Consider the following 12,985-nt stretch of genomic DNA (forward strand, 5'->3'; position numbering starts at 1 on the left):
CCTACGGGGTCAGGAGGGCTTCACATCGTCGGTGGACGCGGCGCCCGGCACGGCCTGGATCGGCGTGCGCCCCCTGGCGAGGACCCACACCATGGCGGCCAGCGCCGCCACCTGGAGCGGCCAGCCGAGCGCGATCTTGGCGACCCCCATCGCGGCCACCCCGCTGTTGCCCCAGATGAGGTAGATGGGGAGCTGCACGACCACCCTGATCAGGCAGGGGATCATCAGCAGCCAGGTCAGCTTGGAGCACAGCCGGACGATGCCCGGGTCCTTGCGCCAGCCGGTCGGGTCGCCGGTGACCGAGCCGATCATGAATCCGACCAGCGGCCACCGGGTCACCACCGACAGCAGCATGACCGCCGCGTAGCCGCCGTTGTACAGGATGCCCGGCAGATAGACGTCCTTGGCCTCGCCGGTGCGGCTGGCGAAGAACGCGCCGATGGCGATCCCGATCAGGCTGTTGATCACGAACTGCGGCGTGGACCGCTGGATCAGGCGCACCGCGAGCAGCACGACCGCCAGGCCGATGCTGACGATGAGCGACGTGCGGAGGTCTTCGGTGAAGATCCAGCCCACGGTGAAGGCGATGGTGGGAAGCGCCGCCTCGACGATGCCGCGCCTGCCGCCCAGGGCCTTGGTGAGCTGCGCCCGGATCACGGCCTCCACCGTGGCGTACGCAGTGCCGCCTGAGGTCGCCTCGGCCGTACTCATCGTGTCGCTCACCACTCCTTGTCAGGCGCCGCCCGCGGGGCGAAGCTCGTACCTCGGGTTGAACATCACCTTGCGGCCGTCCTGCAGGCTGACCAGCCCCTCGGCACGCAACATGCGGCCCGGCTCGATCCCGGCGATCTTCCGCCGGCCCAGCCAGACCAGGTCGATCACGTCGGAACCGTCGTAGAGCTCGGCCTCCAGCGCGGGGGCTCCGCCGCGCGGGCGCAGGGTCACCGTCCGTAGCGTACCCGCTACGCAGAACCTGCGCCGCCCGCCACACCTGGCGATGGGGGTCGCGCCGTGCCGATCGAGGTCTTCCTGAAGCTCCTCCGCCTCCAGCTCGGTCTGACTGGTCGTCAGACGTCTGAAGAACCCGCGAAGTCGACTGGGTTTATGGGGTTCTGCCGCACTCACGGCCTCTTCCTCTCACCATGATGAGCCAGCCTATGCGATGGTATGCGGGTGCCGGCGCGTCCGGAACCGGCGCGTGGTCAGCGCGTCTCGGTGATCTCGGGGCCGCGGCGGAACGGATCGAGATCGGGCCCGCCGTCGCCGTCCTGGGCGTCCTCCATGGCCTGGCGGGTCTCCGGCGGCAGCCGCAGCTCGATGGTGTCCTTGGGCGCCATCGGGCCGTCACCGCGTACCACGACGATGTCGCGCACGACCTCCTCCAGCGTGGCCGCCGCCTCCGCGTCGGTGGCCGCCTGGCCGCTGAGGACGGCGTGCAGCAGCCAGCGCGGGCCGTCCACGCCGAGGTAGCGCACGGTCTGGGTGCCCTGGCCCTCGACCGGCACCCGGCCGATCAGCTCGACGCCGAAGGCCCCCTCGCGCTCCTCGGTGGTGCCGCCCGCGCTCTTGACGCTCTCGGCCAGCTCGGCGCGGACCTCGTCCCACAGGCCCGCCGAGCGCGGCGCGGCCAGCGCGTGGACCTGCAGCGCGCTGTCGTCCACCAGCACGGCCGCGCCGACGATCTGCTCGGCCGGGACGATCAGCCGGATCTCGAACCCCTCGCGCACCGGCAGGCGCAGCCCGCCCAGGTCGATGCGCTGGTGGTCGGGGTACGGCTCGTCCGCGTCCCACGGCCCTGACTCCCTGCCGGGGGCGGGCGCCTCCCGCTCCACCGCGGCGCCCGTCTCCGGGTCCGCTTGACGGCGGCGACGTCGGAACACTTCCCTCACGCTCCTCGCAACGTTTCTCAGCGGCCCGTCGACCCGAACCCGCCGGTGCCGCGCGCCGATTCGGGCAGCCGCACGACCTCATGGAAGGCTGCCCGCTCGACACGCTGAATCACCAACTGGGCGATACGGTCGCCGCGCCGCAGCCGGACCGGCTCCTTGGAGTCGGTGTTGATCAGGTTCACCTGGATCTCGCCACGGTATCCGGCGTCGATGGTGCCGGGACCGTTGACCATGGTGACACCGTGCCTGGCGGCCAGCCCGGACCGGGGGTGCACGAACGCGGCGTAGCCGTCGGGCAGCGCGATCGCCACGCCGGTGCCGACGATCGTCCGCTCACCGGGCAGCAGCTCGATGTCGCGCACCGAGTACAGGTCGGCACCCGCGTCACCGGGGTGCGCATAGGAGGGGGCCGGCAGGCCGTCGTCGAGCCGCTTGATGAGCACCTGGACCACCGGTCATCTCTCCCGAGGCGAGGAACGCGCCGGACGGGCCGCGAACGCCGGTGGGAGGGCGTGCGCGACGGTCGCCGGCATGGAACGGGTCACGGTGCGGAACATTACCGCCACCGGGGACCGCCTCGGCCCTACTCCGTGGTCTCGCCGTGTCTCGCGTCGGCGTCGCGACCGGCCGGGGCGCCCTGCCCGCCGGGCGCGGCGGCCGGCGCGGGCGTCTCGTCACGGGGCGGTTCCGCCTCCGTCGGCGCCTGCCGGGGCCGGTCCGCGAGCGGCGGCCCGGTGCCTCCCTTCCGGACGTACGACTCTTCGGGTGGCTCCTTCGGCTGGGCGCGCCGCAGTTCAGGCAGTGCGCGGTAGATCACCGCGGCGATGGGGACGGCCACTGCCGCGCCGGTGATCCCCGCGAGCACGCCGCCGACCGCCAGCACCAGGATGACCGCCAGCGGGTGGAAGTTGACCGCCCGGCCCACGATCAGCGGCTGCAGGACGTGGTTCTCCAGTTGCTGTTCGACGACCAGGATCCCGACGAAGACGAGAGCCAGGATCGGCCCGCGCGCGCCCAGCGTGACCAGCGTGGCCAGGCCGCCCGCGAAGAAGATGCCGACGATCGGGATGAAGCTGGCGAAGAAGATGAGCACCGCGAGCGGCGCCCACAGCGGCACCCCCATGCCCGCCAGCACGATGCCCATGATGAAGCCGTGCACGGCGGCCACCGCCACGGTGCCCTGGACGTACTGCGACAGGGTCTCCCAGGCCGCCCTGCCCGCCCGGTCGACGCGGGGCGAGACCCGGCCGAAGGCGCGCAGGACCCACGACCAGATCCGCTCGCCGTCCTTGAGCAGGAAGAACGTCACGAACAGCAGCAGCACGATGGAGGCGAGCACCTCCACCGCGACCGTCGCGCCGGTCACGACGGTGTTGGTGATCAGGGCCTGCTGCGTGTTGAGCAGGGTGGTGATCTGCGTGACGTACGCCTCGATCTGCGCCTGCTGGAGTTGCAGCGGCCCGTTGATCAGCCAATCCTGCACACTCTGGACGGTCTTCTCCAACTGGGTGACCAGTCCGGGGAACTCCTCGGTGGCCCGCACCCCGACGATCCACCCGGTGCCGACGAGCACCGCGAACGCCAGCAGCATGGTCAGCCAGGTGGCCCAGATGGGCCGCAGCCCGGCCCTGCGCAGCCGCTTGGTGATCGGGAACAGCAGGGCGGCCAGCAGCAGCGCGATCGCCACCGGCAGCGCCACGAACCGCAACGTGACGACCACCTGCGCGAAGTAGTACAGCACCACGCCGAGCAGGATGAGACACACGCTCCACGCGGCCATCCTGGCCAGCGCCGGCGGAACGAGCTGCATTGGGCGGCGCGGGTCGGAGATCACGCTAACACCCTGTCACGTCAGCAAGCGGAACGCGCGCCTGTTTCCCCCCAGTCTGCTACCAACTGGGGGAGACCTTCCTCACCCGGCTACCCGGTCCGGCGGCCGATCCGGCGGATCGGTTTGCCCGCCCCGTCCTGCGGAACGACCTGGTAGTCGCCGAAGGTGACGTGCACCGTGGTGCCCTGTTCCACCATGCTCCCGCCGGCCGGTCCAGGTTGACCACGCTCCCGGACAGGGTGTTCCGTCCTGTGTGATCACCGCGGGGTCTCCTCCACGACCGGCACCCCGTTCGCCGGCGGCTTCACCTGCAGCAGAGCACGAGCGAGGGGGCTTTCGGTACCTCTCTTTCAATCGCACGAGCCTCGTACCGGGCGTACAACCATCCCGACGCCAAATCGGGATCAAGGTACGCCCGGGTAGGGCAGGTCACGAGTCGGCGAGGACGACCTCGACGGACGAGTCGGCGGAGGGAGCCAGGACGAACTCCTCGACGTGGCCGGCCTCGCACAGGTCGTCCTGGGCGGGGCGGATGCGGGTGGCGGACGGGCCGGCGACCGTGAGGCGGGCGACCTCGGCGCGCATGGACAGCTTGGCCTCGGACTTGGCCTTGCGGATCCGGCCGAGGACCTCGGCGACCGCCGTCAGGATCTCGGGGTCTCCCCCGGAGCCGGCATCGGCGGGGACGGGCCAGGGGGCGCGGTGCACGGAGCCCACGCGCCACCAGGACCAGACTTCCTCGGTGACGAACGGCATGAACGGCGCGAACAACCGCAACTGCACATCGAGCGCCCGGCGCAGTGCCACGCGCGCCGAACGGGCCCCGGCGTCGGCGCCGTAGGCCCTGCTCTTCACGAGTTCCAGGTAGTCGTCGCAGAACGCCCAGAAGAACCGCTCGACGGCCTCCAGGGCACGGGTGTGCTCGTAGCCCTCGAAGGCCGTGGTGGCCTCGTCCACGAGGTGGCCCAGCCGCGCCAGCATGGAGAGGTCGAGCGCCTCGGTCACCTCGTCGGCCGGGTCGGTCTCACCGAGGCCGAGCACGAACTTCGAGGCGTTGAGGATCTTGATCGCCAGTCGCCGGCCGATCTTGAGCTGCCCGACCTCGAACGTGGTGTCGACGCCGAGCCGTCCGCCCGCCGCCCAGTACCGCACCGCGTCGGAGCCGTGCTTCTCGATCAGCGCGAGCGGGGTGACGACATTGCCCTTGGACTTGGACATCTTCTTGCGGTCGGGGTCGAGCACCCAGCCGGAGATCGCCGCCGAGGACCACGGCAGGCGCCGGTGCTCCAGCTCGGCCCGCACCACCGTGCTGAACAGCCAGGTCCGGATGATCTCGTGCGCCTGGGCGCGGAGGTCCATCGGGGTGACCTGGTGGTAGAGCGCGTCGTCGACGCCCCAGCGGGCCGCGATCTCGGGGGTCAGCGAGGAGGTCGCCCAGGTGTCCATGACGTCGGGGTCGCCGGTGAACCCGCCCGCCTTGCCGCGCTGGTCTTCCGTGTAACCCGGCGGGACGTCGTCGGAGGGGTCGATGGGCAGCGTGCCCTCTTCGGGCAGGATCGGCCGGTCGTGCACCGGCTGCCCCGTGTCGTCGAGCGGGTACCAAACCGGGATCGGCACGCCGAAGAAGCGCTGCCTGGAGATCAGCCAGTCGCCCGCGAGCCCTTCGACCCAGTTGTCGTAGCGCACGCGCATCCGCGCGGGGTGCCAGTTCAGCTCGGCCCCGCGGCCGAGGAGCGCACGGCGCAGCTCGGGATCGCGCCCGCCGTTGCGGATGTACCACTGGCGGGTGGTGACGATCTCCAGGGGCTTCTCGCCGCGCTCGTAGAACTTCACGGGACGGCTGATCGCCCGGGGCTCCCCTTCGAGGTCGCCGCTCTCGCGGAGCATGGCGACGGCGCGCTCCTTGGCCTCGGCGACCGTATGCCCGGCCAGCTCGGAGTACGGCCCCGCCGGGACGCCCTCGGGCGGCTCGGGCAGCAGCCGGCCGTCCCAGCCGATCACCGGGCGGGTCGCCAGGCCCAGCTCGCGCCACCAGGTGACGTCGGTGATGTCGCCGAAGGTGCAGATCATCGCGATGCCCGACCCCTTGTCGGGCTCGGCCAGATGGTGGGCGAGGACCGGAACCTCCACGCCGAACACCGGCGTGGAGACCGACGTGCCGAACAGGGGCCGGTAGCGCTCGTCGTCGGGGTGGGCGACCAGCGCCACGCAGGCGGGGATCAGCTCGGGGCGGGTGGTCTCGATCCACACCCGCTCGCCGCCCGGCCGGTGGAAGGAGATCCGGTGGTAGGCGCCGGGCCACTCCCGGTCTTCCAGCTCGGCCTGGGCGACGGCGGTGCGGTAGGTGACGTCCCACAGGGTGGGGGCCTCGGCCAGGTACGCCTCGCCCCGCCGCAGGTTGCGCAGGAAGGCGCGCTGGGACACGGCCTGGGAGTGGTCGCCGATGGTGGTGTAGAGCAGCGACCAGTCGACCGACAGGCCGACGCGCCGCCACATCTCCTCGAACGCCCGCTCGTCGACCTCGGTGAGCCGGTGGCACAGCTCCACGAAGTTGCGGCGCGAGATCGGCACCTGCCGCCCGCCCGGCTTCGACGGCGGCTCGAAGTCGGGGTCGTACGGCATCGCCGGGTCGCACCGCACGCCGAAGTGGTTCTGCACCCGGCGCTCGGTGGGCAGGCCGTTGTCGTCCCAGCCGATGGGGTAGAACACGGTCTTGCCGCGCATCCGCTGGAACCGGGCGATGAGGTCGGTGTGGGTATATGACAGCACGTGGCCGATGTGCAGCGAGCCGGAGACGGTCGGCGGCGGAGTGTCGATCGAGAAGATGTCCTCACGCGGCCTGGCGCGGTCGAATCGGTAGGTGCCCTCGGCCTCCCAGCGCGCTACCAATACCGCTTCGAGCCCGCCGAGAGTGGGTTTCTCGGGCACGGCGGCATGGCGCGATCGCTGTTCGGTCATGCGTCCTTATGGTAGCCCGGTCACCTGTCCGAACGGGCTAGGGTTTTTCGCATACCTGGAAGGGGGAGGCGTTATGGCGGACAAGGCGGAGAAGCCGGATCTGGCGTGGCGCGCCATCGGAGGGCTGGTCGCCCTCGGCGTGGGGTTCGCCACCCGCAAGGCCATCGAGTTCGGCTGGCAGAAGGCCACGGGCAAGAAGCCCCCGGCCGACCCCGACTCGCTGGAGATCGGCATCGCCGAGGCGATCGGCTACGCGGTGGTCACCGCGGTCGGCATGGAGGTGGCCAGGATCGTGGCGACGCGCGCTGCGGCCAAGCGCTACAAGGCGTGGTCCGGCGCCAGGGCCGAGGCCAAGGCGATCGCCCAGGTGGCGACCCCGAAGGCGTGAGCCGTCGCGCCGGGCTTTCCCGGCGCGGCACTGAAGGCGTGAGCCGTCGCGCGGGGGTTTCCCCGGCGCGGCGCCTGGAGCGGTTCCAGGTCCGCCGTGGCGGCCTTCCCGGGCCCGGCGGGGGCACGGGAAGGCTCGCACGCTCCGGCCGGTCTCAGGGGGTCTCCAGGGCGTTCAGGAACTCCCCCGCCCAGCGGTCCACGTTGTAGGTGGCCACTCGCCTGCGCAGGGAGCGCATCCGCCTGGCCAGTTCGTGCGGGGTCGCGCGCATGCCGGCGAGCATGGCGCGTTTGAGGCCGTCCACGTCGTAGGGGTTGACCAGGAACGCCTGCCGCAGCTCGTCGGCCGCGCCGGCGAACTCACTGAGCACGAGCGCGCCGCGCAGGTCGTGACGGCAGGCGATGTACTCCTTCGCCACCAGGTTCATCCCGTCGCGCAGCGGGGTGACCACCATGACGTCGGCGGCCAGGTACAGGGCGGCCAGCTCGTTGCGCTGGTACGACTGGTGCAGGTACTGCACCGGCTGGTGCCCGATCAGCCCCTGCTCGCCGTTGATCCTGCCGACCTGCAGCTCAATGCCGTTGCGCAGCCGCCGGTACTCCTCCACCCGCTCCCTGCTGGGCGTGGCGATCTGCACGAAGACGGCGTCGCCGGCGTTGACCGCGCCGTCGGCGAGCAGTTCGCCGAACGCCTTGAGCCGCTGGCCGATGCCCTTGGTGTAGTCCAGGCGGTCCACGCCGAGCAGCACGTGCTCGGGGTCGCCCAGTTCGGTGCGGATCTCCTTGGCCCTGGCCACCACGTGCGGCTCGCGGACCAGGGTGTCCAGTTCGCCGAAGTCCACGGAGATGGGGAACGCCTCGGCGCGGATGACCCGGCCGTCCCGGTAGATCTCGTGCTTCTGGTGCTGCAGGCCGAGCTGGCGGCGGCACAGGCGGATGAAGTTGGACGCGCCGCCGGGCCGCTGGAAGCCGACCAGGTCGGCGCCGAGCAGGCCGTCCAGGATCTCCCTGCGCCAGGGCAACTGCGTGAACAGTTCCGACGGCGGGAACGGGATGTGCAGGAAGAAGCCGATCCGCAGGTCGGGCCGCAGTCTCCGGAGCATCGCCGGCACGAGCTGGAGCTGGTAGTCCTGCACCCAGACCACGGCGTTCTCCGCCGCGGCGTCGGCCGCGGCCTGCGCGAACCGCTCGTTGACCGCGCGGTAGGCGTCCCACAGCACCCGCGAGTACACGGGCGGGGCGACGACGTCGTGGTAGAGCGGCCACAGCGTGGCGTTGGAGAACCCCTCGTAGTAGAGCTCGATGTCGGAGGCGGAGAGCGGCACCGGGATGAGGTGCATGCCGTCGTGGTCGAAGGGGTCGAGCCTCTCGTCGGGCGCGCCGTGCCAGCCGAGCCAGGCGCCGTCGCGCCGCTGCATGACTGGGGCGATTGCGGTCACCAGTCCACCGGGACTGCGGCGCCACTGTGACTTCCCGTCGCGATCGACGGGAAGCCGGTTGGCGACGATGAGAAAGGAGCTGCGGCCCTGCACGCTTCCTCCAATGGTCGGCTGAATGACCACCTTACGAAAGGGACACGGGACGCTTTCGCTCGGCTACCGGACGAATGCGCAAGAACAGCATAAAACCCAGCTTCCACTCCATCCTAATCAGATGGGGGAACATGCCTTCGCGCAGGGAGGGTCCTGGAGTGCGCTTTACTTCGCGCTTTCAGCCGGGGGTGATGGAACGGGGGCCCTGAGCGGGAAGCTCGGAGGCGCCCTCTGGCGGCTCGGGCGGCGCGATCTGGCGACGGAGGTCCGCGCGCACGGCCCCGGCCAGGCGCCTGGTGGCGGTGCGGTTCAGTGCCGCTCCGGCGACGGCGCCGGTCAGGAAGGGGCCCAGGGTGGTGAGATGGCGTCCGAGCGTGCGCATCAGGCGATTGCGCAAGGCGGTCTTGGCGGCGGCGCCGAGGGCGATGGTCACCGAGCCCGGCGCGAGGGGGTCCACGCCGCGCTGCTTCGACCAGGCGACCGCGAAGGCGAGCGCGCGCTGCCCGCCGTTGCCGGGCACCTGCACGCCGTACACCTCGTGCAGTTCGGCGATGAGCTTGGTCTCGATGGCCGCGACCACCAGGGTCTCGGCGACGAGCTGGGCGGGGGCGGAAAGGAGCAGCGGCGGAGCGGCGAACTGCGCCGTCGCCAGCGCGCCGCCGACGGCGCCGACGGCGGTCGTGGCCTTGGCCGCCGTACGCACCAGGTCGTCGGCGAGGGCCTCGCCGGACAGACCGTAGTGGTGTTCCTGGAGGGTTCGCAGATCACGGACGGGCACGCGGGGAGCGGTGGCCATATAGATGTCCGCGAGCCACCTGCCACGGCCCGCTCCGGACTCCTTGGCCTTCCTCCCCGCCGTCACCAGGGCCGAGGTGAGCCTGCCCATCAGCCGCCGGCGCTCGGCGCGGTCCAGCTCGCCGGGCTCGGTCAGCCGGCCGACCAGGACCGCGACCTCGTCACCCGGCTCGGCGCCCGCACCGCCGCTCGGCTCGCCGGCGTCGTGCCGGGAACCGGGTGCCGCCGCGGGGTCGTCGGCGGGCCGGTCCGCCGGGCCCGGCTCGGCCGCCTTGGACGCCCCGGTCGTGGTCACGGGTGCGTCTGGCGTCCGGCCGGGCTCGCCGGTGTCGTCGTCGCGCGACGGTCGATCCGCTGTGCTCGCCACTCTGCGGCGCCTCCCTCAAGATCCGTCGGGTCGATCAGGCGGCGCACTCCCGGCAGATCTGCTCCCCGCCCTTCTCCGAGGCGAGCTGACTGCGGTGATGCACCAGGAAGCACCGCGAGCACGTGAACTCGTCGGCCTGGCGAGGAATCACCCGGAGCGAGAGCTCCTCGTTGGACAGGTCGGCGCCGGGCAGCTCAAGCGACTCGGCCAGATCGGTCTCGTCGATGTCGATGCTGCCCGAGGACTTGTCCGTACGGCGAGCCTGCAGTTCCTGAAGGCTGTCCTCGTTCAGGTCGTCGTCTGTCTTGCGTGGGCTGTCGTAGTCGGTAGCCATCTTCTCCATCCCCCTCATCTATCTGTCTGCGCACCGTCGCGCGCGTATAACGTCTGGGAGCCCCATCTTGTGCCCGAAAGGTCCGAAGAGATTTGTGCATCGGTACCCCGCGGGCACGGCCACTGAACCTCCCTGCACGCGTGTGAGCCGTCGCCAATGGGAGTAGTTAGCCAAATATGGCGGAAACCACAGCATTGACGCCATGCAGCACCGTGTTCGACGGCACATCCAACCACATGTGCGGCGTGAACGAGACGCCCCCCGCCGGATGAACCGCCGGATACGCCCTCCAGTTGGTCACTCCCGCCTCCCACACGGCCCTCCGGCCCCTGTGACACGGGGAATCTCAGCTCTTCCTGATCGCCGCTACCGCCTTCTGCAGCCGCAGCGTCACCACCAGTCCGCCCCCGTCACGCGGCACCGCCGTCACATTGCCGCCGTGCGCCTGCACGACCGCGCGCACGATGGACAGGCCCAGCCCGGCCCCCTTGGCCGAATCGACCCGATCGGCGTTGAGCCGCCGGAACGGCTCGAACAGACCGGAGACCTCGTACGCGGGAACGTGCGGGCCCGTATTGGCCACCTGAACAATCAGGACATCGTTCGCCATTCCCGTACGGACCCAGATCTTTCCCGATTCGGGCACGTTGTACTTGACCGCGTTCTCCACGAGATTGGCCACACAGCGCTCCAGCAGGACGGGGTCGCCGGTCGTCTCCGCGCTCAGCAGGTCGGTGGTGACGGTCACACCCGCCTCCTGGGCGACCGGCGCGAGCTGCTCAAGCGCCGTCTCCGCGACGTCCTTGACGTCGACCGGCTGCCGCACGCTCAGCTCCCGCTCGCTGCGCGCCAGCAGCAGCAGGCCCTCGATGAGCCGCTCGTTCCTGGCGTTGACCTCCAGGAGGGTGCGGCCGAGCGCCTTGAGGTCGGCCGACGCCTCCGGGTCGGCCAGCGCGATCTCCAGCACCGTCCGGTTGATGGTGAGCGGCGTGCGCAGCTCGTGCGAGGCGTTGGCCACGAACCGCCGCTGGGTGTGGAACGCCACGTTGAGCCGGGTGAGCATGGCGTCGAAGGTGTCGGCCAGCTCCTTCAGCTCGTCGTCGGCGCCCTTGAGGTCGATCCGCTGGTGGGCCAGCGTGCTCTCCGAGAGCTTGCGCGCGGTGGAGGTCATCTGCGCCACCGGGCGCAGCGCCCGGTCGGCGACGAAGTAGCCGAGGATCAGCGCGAAGATCCCCACCCCGAGCAGGGCGAGCAGCGAGCGGTCCAGCACCTGCGCGCGGGCCGCGACCTTCGTCAGGTCGCGCTGCTGATCCCACCACTGCATCAGGAACTGCGCCTGTTCCGGGTGGATGCCCTCGAAGTTGAACGGCACGGTCGGCCAGGTGCTGTCGATGGACGCGCCCACGATCGTGTACATCACGAACAGCAGCAGCGCGCCCGCGGCGAAGAACAGCGCGCCGTAGGTGAGGGTGAGCCGCCAGCGGATGCCGAGCCTGGAGGGGAAGTCGCGCATCGACTCCCACAGGCCGCGGTCGAGCGGCTGGGCGGCGACCGGCGGCGGGCCGTCCCACGCGGGCGGCCCGGTCGGCGGGGGCGGCGGCCGGTCACGGCGGCGGCCCTGGTCGAGGTCCTCGGCCGGGCCGAAGCCGTCGGCCTCGCCCCGGCGTCCCGGATGCGGGCTGATCATGGGATGCGTCGGGCCCGGCGAGCCGGTCGGCGCGGTGAAGGACGGACGAGAGCCCGTGCCCTGCTTGTGCTGCTGCGCCCCCTCCGGCCCCGGCGCCGACGGCCCCCGTGCCTCGCTCACAGCTTGTACCCGACCCCTGGCACGGTCTCGATCACCTGCGGATCGCCGAGCTTCTTGCGCAGAGTCATCATCGTCACCCGCACCACGTTGGTGAACGGGTCGATGTTCTCGTCCCACGCCTTGTCCAGCAGGTCCTCCTGGCTGACGACCGCGCCCTCGGCGCGCATCAGCTCCTCAAGGACCGCGAACTCCTTCTTGGTCAGCGCGATCTCCCTGCCGTCACGGGTGACCAGCCGCTTGGCCGGGTCGAGGCGCACGCCTTCGCGTTCGAGCACCGGCGGCAGGGCGGGAGCCGAGCGGCGGCCCAGCGCGCGGACGCGCGCGACCAGCTCGACGAACACGAACGGCTTGGCCAGGTAGTCGTCGGCGCCCAGGCCCAGCCCCTCGACCTTGTCGTCGACCTCGCCCGAGGCGGTCAGCATCAGGATCCGCGAGGCGGTGCGCCCGGCCACCAGCCGCCTGCACACCTCGTCTCCGTGCACCACAGGGAGGTCGCGGTCGAGCACGATCACGTCGTAGTCGATGTAACCGGTGCGCTCCAGCGCCCCGCCCCCGTCATAGGCCACGTCCACGGCCATCGCCTCGCGGCGAAGGCCGGTTGCGATCGCGTCGGCGAGCACCCGCTCGTCCTCGACCACAAGCACTCGCATGGGTTCTCGGCACCTCCACAGAAGATCCGCCCGGTGCGGCCCCTGACTCTCCCGGGACGGTGTCTCATTGTCACCACAGCGGCGGTAAGCGCACGGTAAGCGCTGGTCCCACCATAGGAGAGGCCGGTGACAGGAAGCACACCCGAGAGATGTGCGAATGGTGGTTTGAGGCACATACCGGGTTGGGTACAGCGTGTGCCACACCCCTGGTGAGGCCTAGCCGGGGTGGCACCGTCCCTCTCCGCCCCCGAGAAAGAAGGTGAGACATGGGCGAGTTCACGACCACCATCGAAGGCCGGCTCGACCAGGCCTACAGAGGGCTTCAGGAGGCCAGGTCCGAAGGCGACGACTTCCTCGCCGACACCCTCACCGCCGAGATCGAGGATCTGCGCCGCATCGCCGTGGACAACGGCGTCACACTCAAGCGCTGACGGT

General features: G+C 70.9%; 13 protein-coding genes. 2 read left to right on the forward strand and 11 right to left on the reverse strand.

Annotation, left to right across the window (positions count from 1 at the left end; translation table 11 throughout):
• Positions 1-9 precede the first annotated feature (9 nt).
• From P3X83_RS35560 to valS, 6 genes are all read right to left on the reverse strand, one after another.
• Positions 10-711 (reverse strand): DUF3159 domain-containing protein, encoded by a 702-nt coding sequence (locus P3X83_RS35560; RefSeq protein WP_277309770.1) that lies wholly within the window; start codon positions 709-711, stop codon positions 10-12.
• Positions 712-732: 21 nt separating this feature from the next.
• A complete protein-coding gene (locus tag P3X83_RS35565; RefSeq protein WP_277309745.1) occupies positions 733-1,125 on the reverse strand; it encodes an OB-fold nucleic acid binding domain-containing protein in 393 nt (130 codons plus the stop codon).
• A 77-nt stretch (positions 1,126-1,202) separates the two neighbouring features.
• Positions 1,203-1,880 (reverse strand): DUF3710 domain-containing protein, encoded by a 678-nt coding sequence (locus P3X83_RS35570; RefSeq protein ID WP_277309746.1) that lies wholly within the window; start codon positions 1,878-1,880, stop codon positions 1,203-1,205.
• 26 nt (positions 1,881-1,906) lie between these two features.
• Entirely contained in the window at positions 1,907-2,341 is a 435-nt protein-coding gene (dut, locus tag P3X83_RS35575) for a dUTP diphosphatase (protein WP_277309747.1), read from the reverse strand.
• A gap of 131 nt (positions 2,342-2,472) precedes the next feature.
• Positions 2,473-3,723, reverse strand: coding sequence for an AI-2E family transporter (locus P3X83_RS35580; RefSeq protein ID WP_277309748.1), 1,251 nt, complete (start codon positions 3,721-3,723; stop codon positions 2,473-2,475).
• A 426-nt stretch (positions 3,724-4,149) separates the two neighbouring features.
• Positions 4,150-6,678: a valine--tRNA ligase gene (valS, locus tag P3X83_RS35585; RefSeq protein WP_277309749.1), complete on the reverse strand. Its 2,529-nt coding sequence runs from the start codon at positions 6,676-6,678 to the stop codon at positions 4,150-4,152.
• A gap of 73 nt (positions 6,679-6,751) precedes the next feature.
• Between valS and P3X83_RS35590 the strand changes: the two genes are divergently transcribed.
• The gene (locus P3X83_RS35590) at positions 6,752-7,066 is read left to right on the forward strand and encodes a DUF4235 domain-containing protein (RefSeq protein WP_277309750.1); all 315 of its coding nucleotides are present in this window, start codon (positions 6,752-6,754) and stop codon (positions 7,064-7,066) included.
• 154 nt (positions 7,067-7,220) lie between these two features.
• Here P3X83_RS35590 and P3X83_RS35595 read toward each other — a convergent pair whose 3' ends face one another.
• The 5 genes from P3X83_RS35595 to P3X83_RS35615 form a co-directional block, all read right to left on the reverse strand.
• Positions 7,221-8,597 (reverse strand): trehalose-6-phosphate synthase, encoded by a 1,377-nt coding sequence (locus tag P3X83_RS35595; protein WP_277309751.1) that lies wholly within the window; start codon positions 8,595-8,597, stop codon positions 7,221-7,223.
• 178 nt (positions 8,598-8,775) lie between these two features.
• A complete protein-coding gene (locus P3X83_RS35600) occupies positions 8,776-9,759 on the reverse strand; it encodes a hypothetical protein (protein WP_277309752.1) in 984 nt (327 codons plus the stop codon).
• 34 nt (positions 9,760-9,793) lie between these two features.
• Entirely contained in the window at positions 9,794-10,093 is a 300-nt protein-coding gene (locus P3X83_RS35605; protein ID WP_277309771.1) for a DUF4193 domain-containing protein, read from the reverse strand.
• A gap of 346 nt (positions 10,094-10,439) precedes the next feature.
• Positions 10,440-11,900 (reverse strand): HAMP domain-containing sensor histidine kinase, encoded by a 1,461-nt coding sequence (locus tag P3X83_RS35610; protein ID WP_277309753.1) that lies wholly within the window; start codon positions 11,898-11,900, stop codon positions 10,440-10,442.
• Positions 11,897-12,550, reverse strand: coding sequence for a response regulator transcription factor (locus P3X83_RS35615; RefSeq protein ID WP_277309754.1), 654 nt, complete (start codon positions 12,548-12,550; stop codon positions 11,897-11,899). Before P3X83_RS35615 ends, P3X83_RS35610 begins: the two co-directional genes overlap by 4 nt.
• 266 nt (positions 12,551-12,816) lie before the next feature.
• Between P3X83_RS35615 and P3X83_RS35620 the strand changes: the two genes are divergently transcribed.
• A complete protein-coding gene (locus P3X83_RS35620) occupies positions 12,817-12,981 on the forward strand; it encodes a hypothetical protein (RefSeq protein ID WP_277309755.1) in 165 nt (54 codons plus the stop codon).
• Positions 12,982-12,985 lie beyond the last annotated feature (4 nt).

Origin of the sequence: Spongiactinospora sp. TRM90649, from assembly GCF_029382225.1 — a bacterium.
In the GTDB taxonomy this organism is placed as follows: Bacteria; Actinomycetota; Actinomycetes; order Streptosporangiales; family Streptosporangiaceae; genus Spongiactinospora.

What these genes read in the sequence shown, in the direction of transcription:
- P3X83_RS35560 (WP_277309770.1), bottom strand. Translation starts at nt 711, where the DNA reads ATGAGTACGGCCGAGGCGACCTCAGGCGGCACTGCGTACGCCACGGTG.
- P3X83_RS35590 (WP_277309750.1), top strand. Translation starts at nt 6,752, where the DNA reads ATGGCGGACAAGGCGGAGAAGCCGGATCTGGCGTGGCGCGCCATCGGA.
- P3X83_RS35605 (WP_277309771.1), bottom strand. Translation starts at nt 10,093, where the DNA reads ATGGCTACCGACTACGACAGCCCACGCAAGACAGACGACGACCTGAAC.
- valS (WP_277309749.1), bottom strand. Translation starts at nt 6,678, where the DNA reads ATGACCGAACAGCGATCGCGCCATGCCGCCGTGCCCGAGAAACCCACT.
- P3X83_RS35620 (WP_277309755.1), top strand. Translation starts at nt 12,817, where the DNA reads ATGGGCGAGTTCACGACCACCATCGAAGGCCGGCTCGACCAGGCCTAC.
- P3X83_RS35615 (WP_277309754.1), bottom strand. Translation starts at nt 12,550, where the DNA reads ATGCGAGTGCTTGTGGTCGAGGACGAGCGGGTGCTCGCCGACGCGATC.